Origin of the sequence: Shewanella eurypsychrophilus, from assembly GCF_007004545.3 — a bacterium.
Classification (GTDB): Bacteria; Pseudomonadota; Gammaproteobacteria; order Enterobacterales; family Shewanellaceae; genus Shewanella; species Shewanella eurypsychrophilus.
The window spans coordinates 2,860,424-2,886,359 of record NZ_CP045503.2 but is presented as its reverse complement, the minus strand read 5'-3'; the positions used below and the strand labels follow the sequence as shown (position 1 = coordinate 2,886,359).

At 41.3% G+C, this 25,936-nt stretch carries 19 protein-coding genes; 8 read left to right on the top strand and 11 right to left on the bottom strand.

Annotation, left to right across the window (positions count from 1 at the left end):
• The first annotated feature begins 44 nt into the window (after window positions 1-44).
• Complete coding sequence (locus tag FM038_RS12220) at window positions 45-944, top strand: LysR family transcriptional regulator (RefSeq protein ID WP_142874962.1); 900 nt, start codon at window positions 45-47, stop codon at window positions 942-944.
• 913 nt (window positions 945-1,857) lie between these two features.
• Here the strand turns inward: FM038_RS12220 and FM038_RS12215 are convergent.
• Window positions 1,858-3,468 carry an ABC-F family ATPase gene (locus tag FM038_RS12215; RefSeq protein WP_142874961.1) on the bottom strand — a complete coding sequence of 537 codons (1,611 nt, stop codon included), beginning with the start codon at window positions 3,466-3,468 and terminating at the stop codon, window positions 1,858-1,860.
• Between the two features lie 490 nt (window positions 3,469-3,958).
• On the bottom strand, window positions 3,959-4,876 hold the full coding sequence (locus tag FM038_RS12210) for a LysR family transcriptional regulator (RefSeq protein ID WP_142874960.1): 918 nt from the start codon (window positions 4,874-4,876) through the stop codon (window positions 3,959-3,961).
• Between the two features lie 127 nt (window positions 4,877-5,003).
• On the opposite strand from FM038_RS12210, the gene FM038_RS12205 reads away from it, so the two are divergent.
• On the top strand, window positions 5,004-5,642 hold the full coding sequence (locus FM038_RS12205; RefSeq protein WP_142874959.1) for a CatB-related O-acetyltransferase: 639 nt from the start codon (window positions 5,004-5,006) through the stop codon (window positions 5,640-5,642).
• 599 nt (window positions 5,643-6,241) lie between these two features.
• Here the strand turns inward: FM038_RS12205 and FM038_RS12200 are convergent.
• Both FM038_RS12200 and FM038_RS12195 read right to left on the bottom strand, forming a co-directional pair.
• Window positions 6,242-7,561 carry a Xaa-Pro dipeptidase gene (locus FM038_RS12200; RefSeq protein ID WP_223293064.1) on the bottom strand — a complete coding sequence of 440 codons (1,320 nt, stop codon included), beginning with the start codon at window positions 7,559-7,561 and terminating at the stop codon, window positions 6,242-6,244.
• A gap of 472 nt (window positions 7,562-8,033) precedes the next feature.
• On the bottom strand, window positions 8,034-9,326 hold the full coding sequence (locus FM038_RS12195) for a sensor domain-containing diguanylate cyclase (protein WP_142874958.1): 1,293 nt from the start codon (window positions 9,324-9,326) through the stop codon (window positions 8,034-8,036).
• A gap of 441 nt (window positions 9,327-9,767) precedes the next feature.
• Between FM038_RS12195 and FM038_RS12190 the strand changes: the two genes are divergently transcribed.
• Window positions 9,768-10,364: a GNAT family N-acetyltransferase gene (locus FM038_RS12190; RefSeq protein ID WP_142874957.1), complete on the top strand. Its 597-nt coding sequence runs from the start codon at window positions 9,768-9,770 to the stop codon at window positions 10,362-10,364.
• 1 nt (window position 10,365) lies between these two features.
• Here FM038_RS12190 and FM038_RS12185 read toward each other — a convergent pair whose 3' ends face one another.
• Window positions 10,366-10,758, bottom strand: a complete 393-nt coding sequence (locus tag FM038_RS12185; protein ID WP_142874956.1) for a hypothetical protein — start codon at window positions 10,756-10,758, stop codon at window positions 10,366-10,368.
• A gap of 292 nt (window positions 10,759-11,050) precedes the next feature.
• On the opposite strand from FM038_RS12185, the gene FM038_RS12180 reads away from it, so the two are divergent.
• Together FM038_RS12180 and FM038_RS12175 are read left to right on the top strand one after the other, a co-directional pair.
• Window positions 11,051-11,767 carry an RluA family pseudouridine synthase gene (locus tag FM038_RS12180; RefSeq protein WP_142874955.1) on the top strand — a complete coding sequence of 239 codons (717 nt, stop codon included), beginning with the start codon at window positions 11,051-11,053 and terminating at the stop codon, window positions 11,765-11,767.
• Between the two features lie 103 nt (window positions 11,768-11,870).
• On the top strand, window positions 11,871-14,450 hold the full coding sequence (locus tag FM038_RS12175) for a M1 family metallopeptidase (RefSeq protein WP_142874954.1): 2,580 nt from the start codon (window positions 11,871-11,873) through the stop codon (window positions 14,448-14,450).
• A 229-nt stretch (window positions 14,451-14,679) separates the two neighbouring features.
• Here FM038_RS12175 and FM038_RS12170 read toward each other — a convergent pair whose 3' ends face one another.
• On the bottom strand, window positions 14,680-15,765 hold the full coding sequence (locus FM038_RS12170; RefSeq protein WP_142874953.1) for a tyrosine-type recombinase/integrase: 1,086 nt from the start codon (window positions 15,763-15,765) through the stop codon (window positions 14,680-14,682).
• 490 nt (window positions 15,766-16,255) lie between these two features.
• Here FM038_RS12170 and FM038_RS12165 point away from each other — a divergent pair, with 490 nt between their 5' ends.
• Complete coding sequence (locus FM038_RS12165) at window positions 16,256-16,759, top strand: hypothetical protein (RefSeq protein ID WP_142874952.1); 504 nt, start codon at window positions 16,256-16,258, stop codon at window positions 16,757-16,759.
• 23 nt (window positions 16,760-16,782) lie between these two features.
• Here the strand turns inward: FM038_RS12165 and FM038_RS12160 are convergent, their stop codons facing one another.
• From FM038_RS12160 to FM038_RS12150, 3 genes are all read right to left on the bottom strand, one after another.
• Window positions 16,783-17,745, bottom strand: a complete 963-nt coding sequence (locus tag FM038_RS12160) for an ABC transporter substrate-binding protein (protein ID WP_185965877.1) — start codon at window positions 17,743-17,745, stop codon at window positions 16,783-16,785.
• A 375-nt stretch (window positions 17,746-18,120) separates the two neighbouring features.
• On the bottom strand, window positions 18,121-19,236 hold the full coding sequence (locus tag FM038_RS12155; RefSeq protein WP_195873270.1) for a phosphotransferase: 1,116 nt from the start codon (window positions 19,234-19,236) through the stop codon (window positions 18,121-18,123).
• A gap of 123 nt (window positions 19,237-19,359) precedes the next feature.
• On the bottom strand, window positions 19,360-21,357 hold the full coding sequence (locus FM038_RS12150; protein WP_195873269.1) for a methyl-accepting chemotaxis protein: 1,998 nt from the start codon (window positions 21,355-21,357) through the stop codon (window positions 19,360-19,362).
• Window positions 21,358-21,585: 228 nt separating this feature from the next.
• Between FM038_RS12150 and FM038_RS12145 the strand changes: the two genes are divergently transcribed.
• Both FM038_RS12145 and FM038_RS12140 read left to right on the top strand, forming a co-directional pair.
• Complete coding sequence (locus tag FM038_RS12145) at window positions 21,586-21,933, top strand: hypothetical protein (RefSeq protein WP_142874948.1); 348 nt, start codon at window positions 21,586-21,588, stop codon at window positions 21,931-21,933.
• A gap of 18 nt (window positions 21,934-21,951) precedes the next feature.
• Complete coding sequence (locus FM038_RS12140; protein WP_142874947.1) at window positions 21,952-22,647, top strand: SDR family oxidoreductase; 696 nt, start codon at window positions 21,952-21,954, stop codon at window positions 22,645-22,647.
• An 83-nt stretch (window positions 22,648-22,730) separates the two neighbouring features.
• Here FM038_RS12140 and FM038_RS12135 read toward each other — a convergent pair whose 3' ends face one another.
• Both FM038_RS12135 and FM038_RS12130 read right to left on the bottom strand, forming a co-directional pair.
• A complete protein-coding gene (locus FM038_RS12135; protein ID WP_142874946.1) occupies window positions 22,731-23,792 on the bottom strand; it encodes a hypothetical protein in 1,062 nt (353 codons plus the stop codon).
• Between the two features lie 427 nt (window positions 23,793-24,219).
• Window positions 24,220-25,914, bottom strand: coding sequence for a dipeptidyl-peptidase 3 family protein (locus FM038_RS12130; RefSeq protein WP_142874945.1), 1,695 nt, complete (start codon window positions 25,912-25,914; stop codon window positions 24,220-24,222).
• Window positions 25,915-25,936 lie beyond the last annotated feature (22 nt).

The window sequence follows — 25,936 nt, the reverse complement described above, 5'->3', positions numbered from 1 at the left end:
ATATATCATGTGAGCGAAACGATATAAATAATCAGGTAAAGGCTATGCTCGATCTCAATTGGCTTAGAACGTTTGTCACCTTAGCGCAGCAGCAACATTTTGGTAAGGCTGCCGCAGTGCTACACATGACACAGCCTAATGTCAGCTTACATATCAAACAGTTAGAAAGTACAACACGGGTTAAGCTTATTGAACGTAACCCATTTCACTTAACACAAGCGGGGGTTCGATTACTCGAGTCCAGTCAAAAAACCTTGATGGAGCTACAGGTTTGTCAGGCAGATCTCAACGCCATTAACGATCTGAGTCAAGGTACGCTCACCATTGCGGCCAGTGACATTATTTCTCGGTTACTTTTGATCTCACCATTTCAGTTGTTTAAAGCTGAGTTTCCAGGTATCGATTTTTCGCTGTTAAATACCACCTCTTCACAAGCCTCTGCATTAGTCAAAAATGCACAAGCAGATTTGGGTTTCGTGATCGCTCAAAAAGAGAGTCAGCCATTGCATTTCACCCAGTTACAACAGATACGATGGTGCGCGTTAGGAGATAATCTAGCGCTATGGCAACAAGCGAAGCTGCAACCTGAGCTGGTATTAGAGAGCGAACCTACCTTGATTTTATTAGGCCACGATACCCGCACCCGAGATCTGCTTGATTTAGCACTGCCATCGCTGAACTTACCTAAGTATCGAATTATGGAAGTAGGCAGCGTCGATGCACAAATAGACTGGGCAGAAGCGGGCTTTGGTGTCGCGATAGTGCCTGAGTTTTCAATTTATACTAAGCGTAATTTAAAGACCCAAGTGACACCGTTGCCCGAGTTTCCCACCACGAGCCTTGGTTATATTGTGCGACAAAACCAGATCCTCTCGAAAGCCATTAAGCAGTTATTAAGATGGGTAGATGAAGAGATCATTCGCTCGCAAAATTGGGAAAGTTAAGAAGAGCTAAGCCGGTAATAGCTCCTGCATAACCGGCATTTCCGCCGTGACCCACATTTTGATTTCACATTTTAGAGATTAAAGCCAAGAGCTGGATCCCGGAACAAGTCCGGGATGACAAGTAAACCGGTCTCGTCTTTCTGGTGTGCTTATTCTCAGTCTTTCCGGCACTCTTTTAGGCCGGAATCCACGTTTTAAATTCATATTTTAAAGATCAAAGCCAAGAGCTGGATCCCGGAACAAGTCCGGGATGACAAGTAAATCGGTCTTGTCTTCCTGGTGTGCTTACTCGCTGTCTTTCCGGCATGTTTGTTGGCCGGAATCCACATTTTGAATTCATATTTTAACGATCAAAGACAAGAGCTGGATCCCGGAACAAGTCCGGGATGACAAGTAAACCGGTCTCGTCTTTCTGGTGTGCTTATTCTCAGTCTTTCCGGCACTCTTTTAGGACAGAATCCACGTTTTGAATTCACATTTTAGAGATCAAAGACAAGAGCTGGATCCCGGAGCAAGTCCGGGATGACAAGTAAATCGGTCTTGTCGTCCTGGTGTGCTTACTCGCTGTCTTTCCGGCATGCTTGTTGGCCGGAATCCACGTTTTGATTTCACATTTTAGAGATTAAAGCCAAGAGCTGGATCCCGGAACAAGTCCGGGATGACAAGTAAATCGGTCTTGTCTTCCTGCTGTGCTTACTCGCTGTCTTTCCGGCATGCTTGTTGGCCGGAATCCACGTTTTGATTTCACATTTTAGAGATTTAAGACAAGAGCAGGATCCCGGTCCTACTTCCCAGTAAGTCAGATGACAACCATCGACTCTTTGACAATCGAAGAGTGATGACAGTAGCAAAGACCAGATACAAAAACGCCGCTGGACTCTCGTCTAGCGGCGTTTTTTATAACTTATTTAGCTTAAGCGCTTTTTCTTGCTTCCGCTTCGGCGGTACTTGCAAGATACTCATCGAAGCTACCGTGGAAGTTAACCAGCTCTTTGTCCTTCACATCGATGATGTGAGTGGCCAGTGAAGAGACGAACTCTCTGTCATGGCTGACGAAGATGAGGGTGCCTTCAAACAATTTAAGCGCATTATTCAATGCTTCAATCGCTTCCATATCCATGTGGTTAGTCGGCTCATCCATGATTAACACGTTGATGTCTTGCATCATTAACTTGCCGAACAACAGACGGTTCTTTTCACCACCAGAACAGTTTTTAGCTTTCTTGTTGGCATCATCTTCGGTAAACAATAGACGACCTAACATGCCGCGGACCATAAGGTCGTTGTGCTTAGGTGTGCGCCACTGTGACATCCAGTCAAACAAAGACAGATCATTATCGAAATCTTTGCTGCTGTCTTGTGGGCAGTAACCGATAGCGGCATTTTCTGACCACTTGATAGTGCCTTGATTGTTAGCAAGCTCGTTAACGAGACAACGTAGTAGGGTGGTTTTACCCACACCGTTCTCACCGATAACGGCAAGTTTTGCGCCCGCTTCTAAAATTAGCTCGCCATTTTGGAACAAGGTTTCGCCATCGAAGCCATGTCCTAGCTCTTCAATAACGAGTGCTTGGCGATGCATCTTCTTACTTTCATCGAAACGCAGTGACGGCGTCATGCGGCTTGATGATTTCACATCATCTAAACTGATTTTATCAAGCTTCTTAGCACGAGAGCTCGCTTGTTTCGCTTTTGACGCGTTAGCACCAAAGCGGTTTACGAAGTCTTGAAGCTCTGCCATTTCGGCGCTCTTCTTGGCATTACCGGCTAACAGCTGCTCTTGAATAAGGCCTGCAGCTTCTAGGAAGTACTCGTAGTTGCCTGGGTAAACACGTAGCTCGCCATAATCGATATCCGCCATATGCGTACAGACAGAATTCAAGAAGTGTCTGTCGTGCGAGATGATGATCATGGTGCATTTACGTTTATTAAGCTCACCCGCTAACCACGAGATAGTATGAATATCCAAGTTGTTGGTAGGCTCATCGAGTAACAAAATATCTGGGTTTGAAAACAGTGATTGGGCAAGTAGTACCCTCAGCTTCCAACCTGGAGCAACTTGGCTCATGAGTCCGAAATGGAAATCTTCTTCGATACCCGCTTCTAATAAGATCTCACCCGCGCGGCTTTCTGCGCTGTAACCGTCCATCTCTGCAAATTCGCTTTCAAGTTCAGCCACTTGCATGCCGTCCTCTTCGCTCATTTCTGGTAGCGAGTAGATACGATCACGTTCTTGTTTAACTTTCCAAAGTTTTGCGTCACCCATGATAACGGTATCAACAACACTGTATTGCTCGAAGGCAAACTGATCTTGGCTCAAGGTACCGACTTTTAAGCCAGGTGTGATTGAGACATTGCCCGAGCTAGGTGCAAGCTCGCCACTGAGGATTTTCATGAATGTGGATTTACCACAACCATTTGCGCCAATTAGACCGTAGCGATTGCCGTGTCCAAATTTAGCTGAAATGTTTTCAAATAATGGCTCAGCGCCAAACTGCATGGTGATGTTGTTCGTACTAATGATAACGGCGGTCCTCGGGTAAATAGCGGAATAAATGAGCCTATAAAGCAGCGCGGGATTATACAGAATTTAATGAGTATTAGATAGAGGGAAAGCGAAGAAGATGCTATAGCTATGAGAGCTAAGACGACGCTGCGCTGTTAAGCTGAGAAGACGCTGCGCTATTAAAGCTGAGATGGCCTTCGTTGGTAAGACAAAGACGATGCTATCGCTATGAGAGCTAAGATGACGCTGCGCTAGGAATCTAAGAGTGGATACCGGAACAAGTCCGGTATGACAAACTAACAAGGATGACCTCTAAACCTCTGTCATTCCGGCGCTCTTGTTGGCCGGAATCCATTTCTATGTATCACAACCCAAAGCTGGTTCCTGGAACAAGTCCGGTCTGACAGCAAGAGAAGTTGTAGTGCCTCCAGACATCTCAGCAGTAACAGGCCTATATTCGACATCTCAGCAGTAACAGGCAACAAGCCGTCATCTAGCTTTTATCATTTTACCCTAATTCTGCTTTTAAAAACTCGACCAATAAACTGGTGCGCTTGGGCAGGTGTTTTCTCCTTGGATAGAGGATATAGAGGGGGAGAATGCCTGTCGTGCTCCAATCTGGTAGCAAGCGAACCAGTGAGTATTTTTCTGCGTTGGTTAGCTTGTCTAAAGCAAAATCGGCGAGCATGGCGACCCCGCAACCGGCTAACATGGCTTCGACCATAGATGGGATCAGGTTGGTGTTAAAGTTACCACTGAGATTGACTTTACAGTATTCGATTTTACTATTGTGTCTTTGAGGATTGTAAGCAAACTGCCAGGAATCCAGTTTGAGGATATCACTCTTATAAATGATGTGATTGTAGTTATCTAGTTGATTTGGATGCGTGATTTCACCATGTTTCTCAATGTAATGCTTATGGGCATAAGGCACACAGTTGACAGGCTTAAGCCTATGTCCGACATAAGCATCATCTGGAGTGTCTGTCAGGTAAACAGCTAGATCATAGCTTTGCTCAATCAGATCGACTGGCTGCTCGGTAAATGAAAGTTCTAGCTCTATCTCCGGATACTGGTTACTAAATTTAGCCATCAGTGCTGATAGCCTGGTGGCTCCATATGATGCCGAAGCTGAAACCCTGATTTTACCTGTAATGGTTTCACTATCAAATACTCTGCTTTCTACCTCATCGGCGTGTTCCATCAAGGCTTTGGCATTTCTGTAAAAAGCTTGTCCGTCAGCTGTGATCACAAACTTACGTGTGGTTCTGTGGATCAACTGCTTGTTGAGCAATAATTCAAGTTTTACCAACTGACGACTGACATGAGCATTTGAGCAACCTAAGCGTTTGGCGGTTGCTGCGATGCTGCGCTCTTCACATAGCTGAATATAGAGGGGGAGGTAATTTAGCCAGTTTGTTTCCATATGGTAATTCTGATTATCAGTTTGTGCGGTTCTGGTAATAATAGTGATTGGTTAGACTCTTTACAATCAGATGTAATAGTTGATATAGAAAAAGTTAGCAATAGAAAAGAGAAAAGAGAAACTGAACATGAATGAATTTACCAGTTGGTTAGCGTCTAGAACGCTAAAGGAGCAGATCACAAACCCAAATATCGAGGTCGGCGAACATTCCTATTACTCAGGTTTTTATCATGGCAAGTCGTTTGAAGAACAGGCCGTACGTTATTTACTCGGTGACAGTTCGACCAGGGACATATGGGAAGCCGGTGTATACGGTGAAGTCGATAAACTGATCATTGGCAAATTCTGTTCAATCGCATCAGGTGCTTGCTTTATGTTAGCTGGAAATCAGGGTCATCGAATTGATTGGATCTCCACGTTTCCATTTTCTAATGAGGTATTCGGTGATGGAGTTAAAAGTGGCTTTGAGCGAGCTGGTGATACCGTTATTGGCAATGATGTTTGGATTGGAAGCGAAGCCATGATAATGCCAGGTGTGCAGATAGGCGATGGCGCTGTAATAGGTGCCCGCGCTGTGATCACCAAAGACGTTGAGCCTTACACACTGGTCGTTGGTCATAATAAGGTGATCAGAAAACGATTCGATGATGCAGCCATAGACAAGCTGCTGCAAATGAAATGGTGGGACTGGCCAATGGATAAGTTAAAACTAGCGATGCCGATCCTTTGCAGCGGAGATATTGCAAAATTTACAAAGCTAAGATGAGAGAGATTATGTATGCAGAACTACATAAGGATTTAAATCAATAGCTGTAGAGGTAAGGCAAAGAAGGCACTTCGTTGGTGATGCAAAGACGATGCTATCGCTGTGAGAGCTGAGATGATACTTCGCTGGTAAGGCAGAGACGACGCTGCGCTAGGAAGCTAAGAATGGATACCGGAACAAGTCCGGTATGACAGTTAAGGAGGAATGACATCTAAACCTTTGTCATTCTGGCACTCTTGTTGGCCGGAATCCATTTCTATATATCAATAGCAAAAGGTGGATCCCGGAACAAGTCCGGTATGACAGTCAAGGAGGGATGACATCTATACTTTTGTCATTCCGGCATGCTTGTTAGCCGGAATCCATTTTGTTCTTCGCTCTTAGCATTAACAGGCTGTAAGCCATCGTCTTAGCTCTACTAGGTCAAACCGTCATCTTGGCTTATTCAGCCTGAAGGGCATCATCTATGCACTTCTAGACCTAGAGTCGACATCTCAGTTCTACCAGCCCGTAGGGCATCATCTTAGCTTTTCCAGGTGAAACCGTCATCTCAACTTTATCAGGCCGACGGCCGTCACCTTTGTTTTTATGTTAAAAAGCTATTGCTTATAGATCTTGCCATCTTTCATTACGAAGGTGACGTTTTCCATCAGGCTGATGTTTTTCAGTGGATCGCCTTCTACGGCAATAATGTCAGCTAAGAAGCCTGGTTTTATTTGACCTAGGTTATCTTGCTTAAGTAGGGCTGCACTGTTGATTGTTGCAGCCTGTATGGCTTGAGCTGGTGTCATGCCAAACTTAACCATACGCGAGAACTGATTACCGTTATCCCCATGAGGGTATATTGCGGCATCTGAGCCAAACACCATGTTTGCCCCCGCTTTTACAGCTTTTCGAAAGCTGTCACGCTGCGCTTGAGATACCAGCTTCTCTTTATTAATATTCTCTTCAGGTACACCATTAGCAGCGCCAAAAGCAAGGGTGTATTCTGTGTTATAGATGTCGCAAGATAGGTAAGTACCGGCTTTAACGGCCATTTTTATAGCTTCATCATCCATAAAACTACAATGCTCAATGCTGTCAATCCCCGCTTTGATTGACGCTTTAATACCACTGGTTCCGTGAGCGTGAGCGGCGATGACTAAACCTCGCATATGGGCTTCATCGACAGCTGATTTTAACTCTTCATAGGTTAGTTGCTGTACACCCACTTTGGTGCCTTTGGAAAATACACCGCCAGTAGCACAGACTTTAATCGCATTAGCACCGTACTTGATATTCTCGCGAACCTTGGCTCGAATAGCCCACGGACCATCAGCCACTCCTTGCGCTTTTGCATGTTTCTCTGGTGCAGAAAAGTTATCATCACAATGGCCGCCAGTTATGCTAACTGCATGTCCCACCGCCCAAATTCTTGGCCCTGGAATTTCTCCAGCATTAATGCCGTCACGAGTGGCAATAACCGCATAGCCTGAAGCCCCTAGGTCACGCACTGTGGTAAATCCTGCCATTAATGTCTTTTCTGCATTCTTAACTGCTTTTACGGTTTGACGAGGAATAGAGTAATTTTGAGATGCTAAAAAGTTATCTTCAGCATCACCTGATAGGTGAACATGCATGTCCATTACACCCGGTAATAGCGTTTTTCCGCTAAGATCCACCAGCGTGTAGTCGTTGTTGCTTGGAATTTTGGATTGTTTCGTCACTTGGCTAATCTGATTGCCACTGATCACGATGGCGACATCTTGAATGGTTTTACCTTTGACCACATCTACGTACGCATCGGCAATCAATAAGGTATCTTGTGCCCAGCTTGGTAAACTGGTGGTAATGGCTAATGCCGCAGCCAAGGAGAGCTGAAGAGATTGCTTCTTAATAAAAGTATTAAGATCCATGAATGATATGTTTTTGATGACCATCTCTGTGGCTTCCTTGTTTTTGATTTTTAGCGCAAAAGATTGCTTCATCACTGTTTAAAGCAGCAAGAAGCGTTTACAGCAAGTTATCACATGTAAGAAGGTTATGATTGTGTTAATTGTTAGTGAGGGGATAGGGCAAAGATGATACTTCGTTAGTGGAGCAAAGATGATGCTATCGCTATGAGAGCTAAGATGACGCTGCGCTAGGAAGCTAAGAATGGATACCGGAACAAGTCCGGTATGACTAGCAAAGATGGAAGAGAGCTATACTTTTGTCATTCCGGCATGCTTGTTGGCCGGAATCCATTTTTTTTCTTCGATCTTAGCATTAACAGGCTGTAAGCCATCGTCTCAGCTCTTATAGGTAAAACCGTCATCTTGGCTTCACCAGCCCAAAGGGCATCGTCTTAGCACTTCCAAACCTTTTAGCTCTCCTAGGTGAAGCCGTCATCTCAGTTTTGTGACACTGCAGCTAATCTGAAACTCTATTTCTACCTTGGTGTTTGGCGCGGTACATGGCTTCATCTGCATTTGACACTATTGTTTTGATGTCATCTTGCTTGGTAAACTCGGCGGCACCAATACTCACGGTAAAAGTGATCGATTCGTGCTTCTGGCTAAGAACCATTATCTTGGTTATTCGTTTACGAATACGTTCTGCCGTCTCCATGGCTCCAGCTAATTGGGTATTGGGTAATATGGCCACGAACTCTTCTCCACCGTACCTCGCGAGTAGGTCCACTTCTCTTAATAACAGCTTCGCCGTGGTAGAAAACTCCTGGATGACTTTGTCACCAGTTAAATGTCCATAGGTGTCATTAATGGTTTTGAATTTATCAAGATCGAACATCAACACGCAAAATGGTTCGCTGAAACGGTTAAATTTCTGGATCATATCTTGAAGCTGCATGTCGAAGTAATTTCTGTTTTTCAAACCTGTTAAATTATCGGTATTAATTTGCTTTTGAAGGTGTTCTATATAAGCAATACGATGCGACACATCGCGGATAATAGCGGTGAACTCCATATTGCCATTAACTTTTATTTTTGAAATGGTGATCTCAATGGGGAAGTCACTGCCGTCTTTTCTCATTGCCGATATCATCACCCGAGATAACATGTCGCGAGACTGCATCGGAGAATTTTCGAATTGCTTGGTGTAAGCTGCGTGGCTAGCTCTGAATTTTTGTGGCATTAGCATTGTGATTGGTTTGCCGATGATCTCCTCGGCTTTATAGCCAAAGATATTTTCTGCAGCATGATTAAACAATAAAATTTCTTGGCTTACATTCATGGTAATAATGCCATCGAATGCGGTATCAATTACCGAGCTAAATCGATTGCTGTCGTTGTTAACCTCAGACTGCAATTGTTGTTTGTCACTCATATGAATGCCGATGATCATCACGCGTTGTGGCAGATTTGGAGGTCGCTCCATTGGATTTAAAAATAGTCGCCACCAAGGTTGCTCATCGGATAATTCAAAATTTTGTTCAATTTCGATAGGTTCAAGTACTCTAAAAACCTGAGGTAAATAAGCAGCAAACACATTGTGTGCTGATTCGGAACTTAAGCTACTCAGTAAGCAAGGTTGGTGAGACGCGCTAGATGAATCGCTTTGGCTTTTTTCCTTACCAAGCATTCTTAAAAACAGCTCATTGTAAGCAACGACTTTAAACTTGCCACTTTTAGTCTGTTCGACGATGGCTACACTGGCAGCGATCACATCGACTAATTGCTGTAAATCATCAGTTTGACTGTGCATTCGTCATCCGCATTACAAGACTCTTGCCCTAAGTTTAGCTGTTAATCCTATTTCGTCGTTAAATGATAATTTAGGAGGTAGATCTAGTGTTAAAAAATGCATAAACCTTTTATTGACTGTCCATACGTGTGCTTAATACTGCATGTTTATTCTTGAATATTCAGTTTTGTTAGAAATATCTCGGGGATATATTTTGCCTTTTGCATAAAAAGCGCATAAGTGGCGCATAAGTAATGCAGTAAGTGACGCGTAGTTGTACATGGGTAGTGAATAGCTAGTGCATCGTTAAGGGTTAAAGCAGGCTGTCATCCCAGCGTTAATAGGTTGCTGCTTGCGGTAGTGATAACTACAAATACAATTAGGCTATATATTTATTGCCACGAATAAAAACAGTAAGATAGAAGCCTAATAATGATACTAATCTCAATATGAGGACTCTGCATGATAATCACGGAAACACAAAGGCTCAGGTTTGATTTTATGACCAAGGATGACGCTATAAGTCTGTTCGAGCTTGACCAAGATGTTGAAGTTATGCGCTTTATCAATGGAGGTAAGATGACGAGTATGGATGACATTGAGTCTATCGCTATTCCTAGACTGCAGAGTTACGCCAATCAGGTTGAAGGCTGGGGCATATGGAAGGTATCGTTAAATGACTTAACTGCTGACACGATGAATGTGTCGTTAGGGCTGGGAACCAAAGAGCGTCTTGATACGTATTTAGGTTGGATATTAGTTCGTCCTATGGACTTCTTTAGTGATAAGCCACAGTGGGATAATTTAGAACTAGGTTGGCGATTTAAACAAGCCGCTTGGGGCAAAGGCTTTGCTACTGAAGCTGCTTTCGCTGTCATGAATGTGGTGAGTCAATCTAGTAAAATAAACAAAATATCGGCAATCGCCATTGAAGAGAATGTAGGCTCAATCAACATCATGAAAAAGCTGGGAATGAGCTTCTTAAAGAAAGGTATTCATAAGGACCCATTAGGGGATATGGAACTTGTTTTTTACCAAATGATGCTCAGCAAAGACTAACCTAAGATGGTTTTACAGACACGGTCCATTGGACATTTGGCGCACTCTCTTCGGCTTTGTACTCCATGAATGCTTCTTGGCCATCTGCAAGCATAGAGAAGCTAGGTAAGGTATTAGTATTAACAAAGTCACCTTGCCTGAAAATGATTTGTGCTGTGATATCTACCTGTTGTTGATTCTCAGATAAGGTATAGCGGATATAGTTAACGTCTTTTAGTTTTACAGCAAACTCAACAGATTCACCATTTTCGATTTTTATCTCACTTGGCCCAGCGATGATCCCATCAAGTAGTATATTGGTTTTTAAGATATAGGCCTTATTATTACAGCCTGTTAAGCACGAGAGTAACAGTAGGGATAAAACTATTGGGATAGTTGCTTTTCGAATTAACATCAGTTGGCCATAACACCTTTTATTTGCAACGATATTAACATTTACAAGCTTGTCGCAAAGTAAAAAAGACGGATTATTGGCAGGTTACAGTCATACGTTCAGCAAATATTCAGCTTTGTGAACTGAAGCATGCCTGAACTTTGTTGGAGCGCGCACAATTTGTACTTCAATTTCTGTCCTCCCATAGCTGTGTCTCGATACCCGTTTAATTCACATCGCTATTTCTGCTTTGTTAGTACGAAATATTTGTGTAAAATTCAGCATAACTTTGACTCTTTGTTGTAATAGCTCTATGCAGCCCCAAGCTGATCCCTTTATCGTTCCAAAATGCCATGATGAAATTGAGATCCTGTTTCAGGATGAGCATATCTTGGTGATCAATAAACCTAGCGGTCTGCTTAGTCTATCTGGTAAGCACCCATTAAATATAGATTCGGTGCATCATCGGCTGGTGCAAGCATTTCCAACTTGTGCCTTAATTCACCGCTTAGATTTCGGTACATCGGGCGTTATGCTGCTAGCGATGAACAAACAGATCAATGCGCTGTTATGTAAACAATTTAGTGAGCGGCGTGTCAGTAAACGTTATGTTGCCTTGTTACATGGCACACTCGTTGAAGATACGGGATTGGTAGATCAGGGTGTCGCTAAGGACAGTGATAATTTCCCACTGATGAAGTTATGCCAACAGACAGGTAAGCCTGCACGTTCTAAATACTGTGTAATAGAAAGGTTTACTCAATCTACCAGGGATAGCTTCTTCGTCGATGATCTCAGGGCTGGTAATAGACAGGTCACTCGGGTTGAATTTGAACCCATTACTGGTCGAACACATCAACTGAGACTGCATAGCCAGCATATAGGCCACCCAATTTTAGGTTGCGATCTTTACGCCACTGATGAAGCCTACTTTATGTCTAGTCGATTAATGTTGCATGCTTCAGAGTTGATTTTTGAGCATCCTATTTCTCTAGAATCAATGACAATAAAGTGTAACAGTCCATTTTAAAATCTTAATTTCCCTAGCTTTGCCTGTATGAGCTTTGTTAAAATCAGCCGCTTATTGTTAATCAAACCCGACTATCGCGCTAATAATAATTAAAGGAATTGAAATGTATCGAGTTATGGCCACCGGCTTAGTAACAGTCTCTTTGCTAGGATCTGGACATTTACAAGCAAACCAATTTGTCCTCAGCAAGCATGCTAAACCAGTCTCTCAAGCTGTAAGCTTAGCGCTAGACCCACATAAAGATAACTTTTCAGGCAGCACCAAAATTCAAATTCAAGTAATTGAAAAGACGAAAGTTATTCAGCTAAATGGCGTAGATTATAGCGCGACAAATATTCAATTAACCGGTGATCAAACCTGTGATATGACCGCCGAGATGCTCGATACTGGCATCGTCAATTTAATTTGTGATAGTGAAATTATGCCGGGCGATTATCAATTAGATATCGATTTTACCGCGCCGTATAATCGCCAGTCAGTCGGTCTTTATAAAACAATAGATGCTGGTGTACCTTACTTATTTACTCAGTTTGAAATGAGCGATGCACGTAGAAGTTTCCCTGTGTTCGATGAACCAGAATACAAGATCCCTTTTCAAGTAACCATCACCGCTCCGTCAAATGAAAAGGTATACAGTAATACACCAGTAGTGAATACCAAGGTGGTTGGCGATCAAACCACACACGTTTTTGCTCAAACTAAACCTCTTCCTTCTTATTTAGTAGCCTATGCGGTAGGTGATTTTGAATCTGTTGCTATAGAAGGTATGAAGATCCCTGGTAACGTGATCACCACTAAGGGAAAAATTGGACTGGCAAATTACGCAGCAAAAGAGATGCCAGCGATTCTTGAGCGTCTAGAAGATTACTTTGGTGTGGATTACCCATATCAAAAGCTCGACTCTATGGCATTACCTGAATTCCCATTCGGGGCGATGGAAAATGCCGGACTGGTAACATACCGTGAAGATATTCTTCTTCTTGATGAAGAGACGGCTAACCAGAACACCAAGCGTTCATCCGTTTCTGTTGTCGCACATGAACTGGCACATCAGTGGTATGGCAATTTAGTCACTATGCAGTGGTGGAATGATTTGTGGTTGAACGAAGCATTTGCCAGTTGGATGGCAGCTAAAGTCACTCATGATCTCCACCCTGAATTTGAATCAAACCTACGTTTATCAAAAAATCGTGTCATGAGTATGGATGCACGTCTTTCGACTAAGCCTATTCGCAAACCGATTAAAACCGAAGCGGATATCATGGATGGGTTAGGACTTGCGTATAGCAAAGGGTCTGCCGTGTTATCTATGGTTGAAAACTGGATTGGTGAGGATAATTTTAAGCAGGGGATCCGTCAGTACATTAAAGATAACGCCTTTAAAAATACCACGGCTGATGATCTTTGGAATGCTTTATCTAAAGCATCAGGAAAAGATGTTGGTCAGGTACTCAGAACTTTTATCGAGCAATCGTCATATCCTCTTATCACAGTTGAGTTGAAGGGGAATAAGCTAACTCTTTCTCAAGAACGTTTTGTTTTTGCTAACAGTAAAGCCCCCGCACAAGAATGGGTTGTGCCAGTTTCTATCAAGTATGGAAAAGGCGATAAGCAAGTTACCCAAACTGTGCTGTTAGATAGTCAATCTAAACAACTTGATCTTGAATTTACGCCTGATTGGATATATCCCGATGCCGATGCAATGGGTTATTACCGTTGGTTATTAGATGATAAGCAATTAGCTAACTTACTCGCTAATGCTAAATCATCTCTGACAGATAGAGAAAGAAAGGCGCTTATCTCGTCGGCTGATGCTTTACTCGATGGTGGGTTTATTAGCGCTGGTGAGTTATTGTCGATTCTAGGTGAGTTTGTCGATGATGCTCATCCACAAATTGTTGCTTCGGCATTGAGCTATTTACAGATCCAGAAAGAGACGTTTATCGATGAAACTAATGATGCTGATTGGGCTAAGTTTATTAGCAGTAAAGCAGGTATTGCGTTAGAGAAATATGGTCGTGTCGCTAAAGAAGGGGAGAGTGTTGCGATAAGCAAGTTACGTCCTAGCTTGGTCTCAATCCTGGCATTTGAAGGCAAAGATATCAGCATTATTAAGCAGGCAAAAAAAGCCAGTTTGGTCTATTTAGCAGGAAGTAAAAAGTTCGATGCTTACTTGATCGGAACGCAACTTCAGATTGCTGTCTTCTATGGAGATAAACAACTAATTCAACAGTTTAAAGACACTTTTGAGACAACTAAAAACCCTCAAAAACGAACTAAACTCATGTATGCATTAGGTTATGTTGCCGACCCTAAACAGCAAGTCGCTATGCTAGATTATAGCTTAACTGATAAATTAAACTCTCCAGATATGAAGTACATCATGTCTGGTCAGTCTTATACTCAGGTTAGAAAAACGCTATTTAGGGATTGGTTATACACCAATTATTCAGCAGTAAAGGCTAAGTTACCGCCTTTCGCAGTGGCCAAATTACCTAACTATACGGGCAATGGTTGTGATCTAGCGTCACTTGAAACAACCAATAAATTCTTCGAGCCTAAGTTAGCCAACTCACCAGAATTTAAACGCACTCTGGCTAAGCTCAATGAGAAAGTGGCTAACTGTGTCAAACTGAAGAAACGTGAACAGGCCAGTGTCGATCAGTATTTACAGAAATTGTGATACGAGCGGTTCTAGGTTCTAGGTTCTAGGTTCTAGCAGTAAGTAAAAATATTAGCGAAGCTATCAATAGCTTCGTTTTTTTATTTCTAATCGATTAATTTTAAAACACTTCAATGTTTGTTACAGCGATTTGTTGGCAGACGTGATAGATTAAAAACCAAAGGCCTATAGAATGGTTGAACCATTTTATGACCCTTGTTTTACCATTCACTCTTATACTTATACTGAGTTAATCTTTTGGTTTTAGGTAATGTCGTAGTGAGCGGGGATCGGTATGGCCGGTACGTGCCATGATATAAAGATGGTCTTTGTCATTTTCATGCAGTTGGGTGACGCAACCACTGCGTAAACTGTGCGCACCATAAAATTCTGAACTTAATCCTGCTTTCTCACAATACTTTTTGATGATTTGATAAATATCATCACCTCTAAGAAAACCGCTATTATTATTAGTCTCACCATTATCGGCATGACTATGACTGGCGAGTTGATAGGGGCGAAGTTGTTGACCATCTCGAGATAAAGAACGGAATAAATGACCTTGTGTAATTTTCGAGATCTCTAACCAGTGTTTGACAGAACTTAGCGCCGAAAATTCTTCAGACTCAGGCAGATCTTTCCATTCCTTATGACCTTGCTGATTACTCTTAGAAAACGCTAATCTCACTTTTAGTTTATTGCGCAGAAAGTTTACGTGATTAACCCTTATCTCTGCTAGCTCTGATCGTCTGAATCCCCCTTGAAAACCCAATTGAATAATGGCTTTATCTCTAGCCTTAGTGAGAGCTTGCGATTGCTTATCAATAGTTTGCAATAACAGTTCCAGCTCATCATACATAATAGGCTGCTGATCATAGTCCGATGTCACTCTATGTTTATTTCTACTGAGGCCACGCATGACTCTTAACACTAAGGGGTGTTCGGTAGGTGAGTGAAATCCTGCCTGAATATGGTAAAAGCGAATTGCCGCGAGACGAGTAGTTAAGGTCTGTTTCGATAATCGTGCACCAGACTTTGGGTTAATTATTTCCTTCTGCTGACCAATAAAAGCGATCACAGATCGAGGGTCGGCAGGTAATGTATTTAATTTATGTTGCTGACAATATTCACCAAATATTCTAAAACTAGACAGATAGACTCGTCGAGTGTTGGCGGATATTTCATACTCAGTCTCGCTGGCTGCACTTTTAAAGTCATCGAGTATCGAGATCGGTAGCGATTGCTCCTCGAAGAATGATTCACCGTTTGCTATTTTTTGCTGGTGGACATCAATTAAAGCTGTATTGCTAACCCGTTTATTCGCTACGCCAGACATGCTTTAAAGACCTTAATAATAAAAGTTATCCCTAATGACTCACAGATAGGGTTTTAAATTATATCGTTAGAGACTGTTCTCTACCAGTGATAATCGTCATTATCACTGGTAGGTTCATTAACTGAATAAATATTAGACGCAAACATCCCAATGTGGTTATTTGTTGAACGGCTGGGTGTGACCGGTCATATTTAATGCTTGGTTTTGTCTAGTATTCACACTATACAAATTTTATTTTTACTGCTGATGAGTACAGACATGCCCAATAAATAAAGAATGGTTCAACCATAGTAATGGCGTGTCATAAAATATTTCTTCTAGTAATTAGTACTTTAACTTTTGATTAAACTACTAGATAATAATGGTTCAACCATACTATTGGTTCATGAAGAGATGCTTATACTCGTGCTAGGTGCTAGGTGCTAGGTGCTAGGTGCTAGGTGCTAGGTGCTAGGTGAAAATATCTAGTCTTTAAATTATGAGGAAGTTGATGAGTAACAAACAAGCTTGGAACTATCACGGTGACTCACCAAAAGCAGGTAGGAAATTATTACTGCTTGAAATTAGTGAGCTGACAATTTCTCTGCCACTCATTTTTAGATTAATTCACCCAGCAGAAATTGACGTAAGAAAGGAATGGTTTGCAACACAAGTCGTTGCTGCAGATGAAAAACAAAATTCTCAATATATTTCATTAGTAGATTGCTTACAGGTGGTAACAACAAATAGAAAAAAAGGCACAGCGGTCGAACAATCATTAATAGAATTGAATAATAAATTAAATAATTACTTCAGTGATTTTGGTTGGCGAATGGTGCGCAAAGAATTATCGCAAATTAAGAAGCGTCAAAAGAAATCCCATATAGAGCTAAGCAAAGATCTTATCGGTAAGTTAAAAGATTATATGCAAAGGAATAGTTTAGACAGTTTCGATCAAGCTATCGATAATCTATTGTCTGAAGCTGAGATGCAGAAAGATATTGAACAGGAATAGAAAATAATTTTAATTAGCACGCACTAGAGTAATAACGTACTCTTATTCTCAATTTGTTTTGGCAGCTCTATAGCCCAGCGTTTAAGTTCATGCTCACTAAAAACAAACGTTCCTCTTGCTGGTGTGGAAATTGCTGGAAGTTTTCCGGTTTTAAAAAAATGATTAACCTTTTTTGCAGCTTCTATCCCTTGCTGTGTTCCACTGATCGTTAATCCTCCAATGGCTTTTCCTTTTCCAATTGAATAGCCCCAAAATGCGAACATAGGGACCGGACTATGTTCACTTGTCCATTCACTGACTTCATCTAAACTCACATTGTTACCTTGTTCATCGGTTAAGGCGGCATAGTTAGCGACAATAATTGCATCATACCCTTGCTGTTTTGATTTTTTTATCGAGGTCTTCCACTCTGCAAAAGTTCGCTTCAACTTTGTGTCAACTGCAGTGGCTGCAATTTGTTGATTAAACTTATCATCGAACGAGGTTTCTAATATCGCGAAAGAGGTCGGGTTAGCATCCATCAGAACTTTTATTCTACTGATCCCTGGCATAATGCTTTTTAACATCATCACCGAGCGTTTGAGTAACGGACGCTCTAAGGTACCACTGATGTTTTTATTAAGTTTTATGTAGTGCCTTGGGTTAGCATTTATTCCTAGAAAAACTAAAGGGATCTGTTGCTGCTCAATACGTGGGCCGAGTAATCTTAATGCATTGTCGTCGGCGAGAAGGATAAGTTTAGGGGATTCTTGCTCAATAACCCTCCAAGCTTCATTAGCTATTTCAACATGTTTTTTGATAGGTTGACGTTTAGTGTCCATCTCATATTCACGTAAACTATGTAAATCTACACTTGATAAAAATCCATCTCTGTACTCTTTTACCCATGGATATTCAGTATGATAGCTATGTATAAAAACAATATCAGCAGACAGTGTTTGACCGGAAAAAAGAGCAAAGAATAAGATAATGAATTTATTCATCATAAAAGCAGTCACTGTTAAAAATGGTATAAAGTGTTTATATCACAAATTGAGTGAACTTCACCGAAGAATTTGTTGTGGATTTTAAGTCTGAAGTTTATTGTACGTTAAAGAAAACAATCGATTAGCAAGAGAGCCATGATATCGTAATTTGAGTGTCCGATGACACGTGTGGCGTAATGCCGTTTTACGTTTATCCTTTAGCTCTCTTGTAACAAAGTTTAGTTGAGAATAACTAAAATTGATATTATTTGACGACAAAAAAACAACTCAAATCAGCCTGTATCCCTTTATTCATCCAGTTTTTTTGATTAACCGTAGGAGCATTATAGAGAGGGGGAATATGCCTACTGATTCAATGCTGATAGAGCTAAAGACTTATTTTAAATCTGATATTGCTTGTTTGGTTACCCATCGACTGAATTGATTATTTTTATGATGATTAGGGGACCAACCTAGTATGAAACGTTGAAAGTCAGCCCATGCTATAACAAATAAGCCTGTCCATTCTCGTTCAACTTCAATTGGGTTTATGTTGATTTTTTTTGACAATAAAGCTGTGGTAAGTTCTGAAAAGTAGTATTTAGTTAGCTGTTGATGATGTTGTTCACATTCAACGTCTGATAAACAACTGCCGATAAAATAAACCAAATCTCTCATACCACAGCCAGCACCCACATATTGAAAATCGACAGCCGCTACATCAGTGTCATCCTCACTGAAGCAAAAATTGGCTACCTTAGCATCACCGTGAATGATGGTTTTAAAACGTGTGTGATTGAGTAAGTGATCTAAATGGTGAGCCGCTTGTTTTAATGCTGACTCAGGCATATTTTGATATTCATCTTCACGGGTATTTAGGTGCCAATAACTTCCTACAGGCCATAGGCCTTTTGGCCAATCACTGTCAGGAGAATCTTGCATAAAGGTAGCGTGAAAATTTGCAAGCCATTGAATACATATGCGCGCTTGTGTCAATGAAAGACTCTGATGGCGTTTTGCAAACCCTTGACTGTCAAGATCGCTCATTAGAATAGTGCTGTTTTGCTCGTTGTGATCCTGCTTGTTAATGTAACTTGCTTCATTCTGGGGGAAGGGCACTGAATGCTGATCATTGTTGAGCTGTTCTGTGAGTTCATCTTTTTTAGCGATAAAAATATCAGTTCCGCACATGACTCCGTAACATTCGGGGACCCGAACACTAGTATCACAAGATGAGTTCCAATATTGATACCAGTTTGATTCCACCTGATAGGAGAATAACTTCCTTTGATGAGAGGCTGACGTATTCCAGCCTCTTGGATGGGCTATTTGTTCAACAGCTTCAGGAGGCCTGATAGATTTGACTATGACGCGACTAGGACTTGTGTCGCCTTCAACGTGGTAACGTTCAATTTTGCCGTAACCGCTCCACAGTTCTTGTATTGTTTCTATTGGCGAAACGTGTGTCGCATTTAACGCATGCAAAAGAAATTGCTCTGTATTCAAGCTCATACCACTAAGTTATTTTCAACGATGATAACCTAGAACGTGTACCTTGGATAGATTGATGGCGCAACAAAAGTGTATTTGGCGCCATTCTTAAACGCAAATCAAGCATGCATATTCAGCTTACATTTAAACTGTAAACTTTGAAATCTGTGTATTTAATTTTTTCGCCTGCTCACCAGTGTTGCTGATTGATAGATTAACTTTATGAATTTGAACTACACTTTGCTCCGCTTTCTCACTAATGTCTGTGATGTTTATACTGACTTGCTGTGCTGTAACGCTTTGCTGTGTAATTGCGCTAGCGATCTCATTTGTTTGCGATTGAAATTGATTGAGTACGAGGGAGATCTGTTCAAATACTCGGGTTATGTCTCTACTATGTTGCTTACAGTTTATCGCTTCTTCTTGACTGGTGTTCATTACCATTGCGGCTTGTGATGCACTGGTTTGTAATTTATTAATAATGTCTTGAATATGCGACGTTGAGTCTTGCGTTTTTGATGCTAAAGAACGTACTTCATCGGCCACCACTGCAAATCCACGACCTTGCTCACCCGCTCTGGCAGCTTCAATGGCAGCATTTAGTGCCAGTAAGTTCGTTTGTTCGGCAATGGTTCTTATCACTTCGAGCACCTCAGAGATGTTCATTGCTTCTTTTTCTAGGCCTTTCACGACATGTGCAGCCTGGCATATTCTGTCGGAGAGGTCTTCGATGCCGAGCACTGATTGGTTGACGACAAGGACTCCTTCATCGACGTTTACACCGACATCTTTGGCCAGTTGATGGACTGAATCCGCTCTATTTGCAACATGCTCAGAGGTTTGGGCCATTTCTGTGGCTGCGGCAACTACAGTTTCTATTGCTTGTTTTTGGCTACTGATAAATGATTTTGAAAGGTCGATTGCGGCATAAGCACTTACGCTTTCGGTTTCGAGATCATTTGCAGTCCCTCTGGTCGCTGTAATGATACCTTGCAGTTGATTAACAAAATCATTGAATGCTTTCGCTAAGGCGCCAAGTTCATCTTGTCTGTTGAGGGTGATCCGTCTCGAGAGATCTGCATCACCTGATGCAATACTTTCCAGGCCGGCCAATAATTCCTTTAATGGTGCTAGTTGCCATCTGCTATAGAAAGCAATCACAAGGATCATAATAACAAGAATAGTGAATGCTCTAAGTCCTTCTTCCATTTGAGCAGCTTTCACAGGGGTGGTAATGGCACTTTCGGGCAACATGATGGCCACTTGCCAGTCTAAATAGGGTGACAGTAAGCGAATAGACTGACTGTAAACGAGATATTGCTCGCCTTGCCAGATGACCTTCACTCCGTCGACGGTATGCTCCATCATTGTATTTTGAAGCTGAGTAAATCCTTTCGCACCGGTATAATGGCGATCAACATCTGAAATAGTTAGCTTACTGCCTGTAAATTTTTCCATTTCAGGAAACGCCACTGCGGTGCCTTTATCTGTCATTAAAAATGACTCTCCAAGGCCATTGATTTTTGCTATTTTCATCAGTTCTTCTGTAAATTCAGTCATCTGAATGTCCATGCCGACACTGCCAATGAGTATACCGTCTCGATACAATGGCTGACGCATCGCCAAATCGAGACGGCCAGACAAGTCTCGTTGAGGATCTTCAATGTATAGTTTGTTTTGTTTTAAAAGGTCTTGCCACCAAGGACGCTGAGAAACGTTATAATCATTTTCAATATAACGGCCAAACTTGTCGAAATATTCATGGGTAATAGCTGAAGAAAAATAAGGGGTCACGATTAAAGGGTCTTGATCTGCAACTTGTTTAATAAAATTCAATAGTGTTACCACGGCTTGATTATCATCATAACTCTCTGCTCTTACCTGCAAACTTTCGATGGCATCGAGTGTGGTTGGATTCATGAAAAGCATATCAGATTGCAATTTTTTTGTGATTAAAATACCACTGAGTTGTGTTTCTACCCGTTCTAGCGCTAGAGTCACTTCCCTTTGGTAAAAATCTTGTGTAGTTTCTGTTACTCGTTGAATATTAACGATGCCGTTAATAACCGTGATAACAAGCAAGGCAACTGATAGGCCTAGAGTGAGTTGAGCAACCAATGATTTTTTGATAATTGTGAGCATGTGAGCACTCTTTTATTTTTGTTGGTATATTGTATACACGCTATATTGGTTCGATTCCAGTGTTAAACTTACTTGAATAATTTAGTAGATAAAAAGTGATATAGCGGTACGATTTATCCATCTGAATTTTAAGTTTATATCAGCTAAAATATCTGCTTACGACCAATATGGTAACGTTTTAAATCAAAGGCGTTATAATTATTAGAAGAAATAAATATGGTAAAGGTTATGCCCAAATCCGTTGAATTACCGAAAGAAAAAAAGATCACAGTATTATGCAGAATAGAACCTGGCTGTTTAGGACCTAAGGGCTTAGATCATATCGAGGATTTCTGCCGCTTTGCTAATCAAGAGTTGAAACGAGTCGATGGTAATTTTATTATTTGGCTACCGCTCCCGCGTTACGATAAATCATTGGCCGAAATGCAATATTCTGTTAATAAAAAACAGTTAAATCATGACAAGGCTGCTCAGTACCTTGCCCATTTTGACTGTGATCTCGATGATTTTGAAGAGCACTTTCATGAACAATTATCTGTGATGATAGATGAGTTCCTTTCAAAAATAACGACGTAAGTTTAAGGTTGAACATTAATGGCTAAACATCTGTTTATCACCGGCGCGAATCGTGGACTTGGTCTCACCATGGTTAAGCAATATCTCAATGATGGTTGGATCGTGACCGCATGTTGTAGAGAACCAGAACAGGCACAAGAGTTAACTGATTTGCTCCAGCAATTTGACGCTTTATCTATCTTTCAACTCGATGTCACAGATTATGAGTCGGTTGAACTGTTGGCTGCGAACCTGACAGAAGAGCCTATCGATCTGTTGATCAATAATGCGGGCTATTATGGTCCAAAAGGTGGCATGCTTGGAAGTACACCCGTTGATGAGTGGCGTAAAGTGTTTGAAATTAATTCAATCGCGCCATTGAAATTGTTAGAGGCTTTCAGGCCACACTTAAAACGTGCTAAATCATCGTGTTTTGCGGTACTGTCATCAAAGATGGGCAGCATGACTGATAACAGCAGTGGCGGTGCTTATCTATACCGTTCGTCTAAGGCCGCTGTAAATTCTGTGGTAAAAAGTTTAGCGGTTGATCTATTTGAAGATGAAATAAGTGTTATCGCGCTTCACCCTGGTTGGGTCAGAACCGAGATGGGTGGTCCCAATGGATTGATTGACGTTGACGAATCAGTCACCGGGTTGAAAACAGTTTTAGACCATTTAGATATGACGCAAACTGGCATGTTTTTCGACTATAAGGGGCAAGAGATCCCTTGGTAGGGATCGAGCATGCATAATTCATAAAAACGTTAACAGTCAGACTGTTAACGTTTTTTACCGGCAAGTATGAGTTAATTTGCTGATTATGTTTTCGATACAATAGCTGGAAAAGCAGGGGATACACACTTTTTAACCTCGAAAGTAAAACCGTATTCTGCGGACTTATCTTTTCTTATCTCTACAATTTCATAATCATTGAGTTCGACGATATTGGCTCCTTCAGTTATCGCGCAACGTGAGCGGCTATCAGACTCGAGATGATAGGCAAACTGGGCGATAAATGTCCTTACTTTATTTTCATAGTTAGACCGTACATCTTTATAAAACTCCTCTTGTAGCTTCTTACTTTCGTCCGTAGCGAAAGACAAACCTAAGGTGACTTCATCATCTTGCTGGTTAGTCTCGAGATCACGATTTATATTTTTCAGCTCTCGAGCTAACTCAGCTTTATCTGCTTCATTAAGCTCCTGATTAACGATGCCGTCAGGGTCATTAAGATCAGTGGATAATTCATCATCTAAACTAGCAATCAACACGAGATGATATAGGACGACACTTGAGAGAATAAAACGGATAATCATAGTCGTAAACCGAAAGTAATTATGATTAATCAGCCTTAATCCTTTGACTCCGAATGGTTTTAAAAGTAGCAGGCCTGCTAAGTAAAACGGGACGGCCACTTGCAATAACAAAATAGCCAGTGCCGTCATGGCGATAATCCAAGCAGGCAGGTAGAGTAAAATCGCGAAATTATGAGTATAAGAGAAATGGGTTGTTGCAACGCCGACGACTTCGTTTACCACTGATGCAGCACCGGCAATGGCAAAATTAGCAATAACGGCATAAAAGAGTAGCAATACCGCTTTGCCTGACAAGGTATGCCATATTCGTTCAAATAGAGGCCAAAACTCCAACACTAAAGCAAATATGGTAATGATGGCTACCAGGCCTAAGTTATCTGAAACTCCGAGTAAAGTGAGTGCAACCAAATAAAGCTTCTGAGCAGAAGTGAGTCTTGAAAGTACGCCACCAATTGAACTGATAATTTTGCTGAAGAGTTCATAGGCGATGACAAACAACTTTCTTGGCGCATTGATGGCTTTTCTATAGCGTGTGCCAGTATCTTTTTGTGGCAGCTGTTCCATTGATAATCTAATCCTTTATATTCAACTATATGCTAGGAATGATAACCTCTAGTTAACAAATGCTCCAATGGTTTCACTCGATTTCATATCCTGTTAATAATACCAATTCCATTAAATATATGATCTATTCAGAGCTTTCTCAGGGCTTTTAATTCAAGACGCATTGCTGAGGAAATGGTTATTCCCTTTTAAGGCAATGCAACGCTGAAGTGGAAGTCCTGAGAAGCTCACGTAGTGCGGGTTTAAAAACACTTTATGCTTCGCAAGTGGCTTTCGATGTAGAATAACTATTAGCTTCAATCCCCTTACTTGCTTACAGCATTTTTAACTCCCGATGAATGATCACTTATTTAATGGAACTGGTATAACATAAACCCCCCTCAACCATTGATGATTAAAGGGGGAGTGATTAATGGAAATGGTATCACTAGATCTTTGGGTAATTGGGTCTAATATCGGTAGGAATAAACGCCATCTTGATATTTAAGTCAGCGACTTCTTTTGCCATTACGGCATACTTGTTGAGGAAATCTTTTGACGCTTGATAATCCCCAAGCGCTTGGATCATACACACCTCATTGACCAGCTCTGTAATAGACAGGGTCATTTTGTCGAAATCAACAGTATATCTTTGTGTCGTGGAATCGAAGCTAAACGCTTGTTTTTCTTTGAAGTAATTATATTGAAAAGCGGCACCTGCACCGTGCGCTTCATGAACACCAAATCGCATAGAACGAAATAACCCGGCAAAATATGTCACTAACATGTTGTTCTTTTCAGCCAGTGGCAATTGACCTTTCTCCATTAAGAAGAGCATGTTGTATGCCCCCATAACATCTGCTTTACCTTCTTCAATTTTTGAGTAAGTTTCTTGCAGCTGTTCTGCAACGGTGGTTGTTTTACCGTCTTTAATAATCGTTCCAGGTCCTAATCCATGGGATAACTCATGAAAAAGTGTTTCGTTAAAAAAGTAACTTTCCATTAAAAGTGCTTGTTGATCTTGAGCAATAATAAGCTCAGAGATAGGCTTCATGACAGCATTGTACTTAGCGTTGAGAACATTCTTAAGCATCACTTTTTTACTGCCTTTGACTTCTCGTACATATTCATCATTGGGTAAATTGAATGCGGTAGTTTGTACTGCTGGCTTATTGTCACCGCCTCCAGCAACTTGATCGACGACTGAAATAGGAGACTCTGAACCTCGTTGTAAATTCTTATGCTGCTCTGGAATGGGTAAATTCAACTCCATCTCTTTGAGGTATTTCTTGTAAATGTCTAATTTAGCGCTGTCTTCTGGGTTTCGTACGGTAATAAAGGCTTCAAAAAATGTTTTATAGCCGAACAATTTATCGGTATAAGTTTCATAAGGCCCAATCGCAACTTCTAAGCTACCGTCGAGATCCATCCACGCCATTTCTGAATCACGGTACTCATCATTCAAAAAAGCGTCGGCTCGTTTGGATAGGAATGTCTTTAAGCTTTTATCTTGAGTTAACTCGGAAGCTTCACGCATGAGTCGTGCTGCTTGCTTCATCTCTTTGGCATACATTTGACTATAAGGCACTGCAATGAGTCTGTCTCCCTGGCGTTTAATCACGGTATAGCCGCTTTTAAAGGCTGCCTCATCTTCTGGATGGTCAACTATCCATTGATTGAACTCTTCTTTAGTCATATCTACCGGATACACACCAGCGCCATCTGGTCGAGGGATATCACCAAAGAATGCTTGGTCTGCGTTTAATGTATCCCATGGTCCATAGTGTAGATCGTAGAGGGAAAGTAATTGCTCTGTATTGGGTAATTTAGCTTGTTCAATACTCGATCTAATTTCCGCATTAGCCTCAAAGGTTTGGCGTAAATAAACAGCATCAAGAATATCAGCCACAGCAATGAGCTTTCGAAGAACTTGTTTATCAAGGATGCTTAAGTTAGAAAGATCAGCCTGCATATCTATTGATACGAATTGATCTAGCATGGCTTGATAGGTTTCTTTGGCTTTTATCGACGAATTTTCATTGATAGCTGCAGATGAACCTGGCTGGCTATGACTCATTTCTACTTCATGAGAACAAGCCGCTAACGCTGCTAATAGCGCTATGGATAATAATGTCTTTTTCATTTGAAAGATTTCCCCATCTTCT

What these genes read in the sequence shown, in the direction of transcription:
- FM038_RS12220 (WP_142874962.1), top strand. Translation starts at nt 45, where the DNA reads ATGCTCGATCTCAATTGGCTTAGAACGTTTGTCACCTTAGCGCAGCAG.
- FM038_RS12210 (WP_142874960.1), bottom strand. Translation starts at nt 4,876, where the DNA reads ATGGAAACAAACTGGCTAAATTACCTCCCCCTCTATATTCAGCTATGT.
- FM038_RS12205 (WP_142874959.1), top strand. Translation starts at nt 5,004, where the DNA reads ATGAATGAATTTACCAGTTGGTTAGCGTCTAGAACGCTAAAGGAGCAG.
- FM038_RS12200 (WP_223293064.1), bottom strand. Translation starts at nt 7,561, where the DNA reads ATGGTCATCAAAAACATATCATTCATGGATCTTAATACTTTTATTAAG.
- FM038_RS12195 (WP_142874958.1), bottom strand. Translation starts at nt 9,326, where the DNA reads ATGCACAGTCAAACTGATGATTTACAGCAATTAGTCGATGTGATCGCT.
- FM038_RS12190 (WP_142874957.1), top strand. Translation starts at nt 9,768, where the DNA reads ATGATAATCACGGAAACACAAAGGCTCAGGTTTGATTTTATGACCAAG.
- FM038_RS12185 (WP_142874956.1), bottom strand. Translation starts at nt 10,758, where the DNA reads ATGTTAATTCGAAAAGCAACTATCCCAATAGTTTTATCCCTACTGTTA.
- FM038_RS12180 (WP_142874955.1), top strand. Translation starts at nt 11,051, where the DNA reads ATGCAGCCCCAAGCTGATCCCTTTATCGTTCCAAAATGCCATGATGAA.
- FM038_RS12175 (WP_142874954.1), top strand. Translation starts at nt 11,871, where the DNA reads ATGTATCGAGTTATGGCCACCGGCTTAGTAACAGTCTCTTTGCTAGGA.
- FM038_RS12170 (WP_142874953.1), bottom strand. Translation starts at nt 15,765, where the DNA reads ATGTCTGGCGTAGCGAATAAACGGGTTAGCAATACAGCTTTAATTGAT.
- FM038_RS12165 (WP_142874952.1), top strand. Translation starts at nt 16,256, where the DNA reads ATGAGTAACAAACAAGCTTGGAACTATCACGGTGACTCACCAAAAGCA.
- FM038_RS12160 (WP_185965877.1), bottom strand. Translation starts at nt 17,745, where the DNA reads ATGATGAATAAATTCATTATCTTATTCTTTGCTCTTTTTTCCGGTCAA.
- FM038_RS12155 (WP_195873270.1), bottom strand. Translation starts at nt 19,236, where the DNA reads ATGAGCTTGAATACAGAGCAATTTCTTTTGCATGCGTTAAATGCGACA.
- FM038_RS12150 (WP_195873269.1), bottom strand. Translation starts at nt 21,357, where the DNA reads ATGCTCACAATTATCAAAAAATCATTGGTTGCTCAACTCACTCTAGGC.
- FM038_RS12145 (WP_142874948.1), top strand. Translation starts at nt 21,586, where the DNA reads ATGCCCAAATCCGTTGAATTACCGAAAGAAAAAAAGATCACAGTATTA.
- FM038_RS12140 (WP_142874947.1), top strand. Translation starts at nt 21,952, where the DNA reads ATGGCTAAACATCTGTTTATCACCGGCGCGAATCGTGGACTTGGTCTC.
- FM038_RS12135 (WP_142874946.1), bottom strand. Translation starts at nt 23,792, where the DNA reads ATGGAACAGCTGCCACAAAAAGATACTGGCACACGCTATAGAAAAGCC.
- FM038_RS12130 (WP_142874945.1), bottom strand. Translation starts at nt 25,914, where the DNA reads ATGAAAAAGACATTATTATCCATAGCGCTATTAGCAGCGTTAGCGGCT.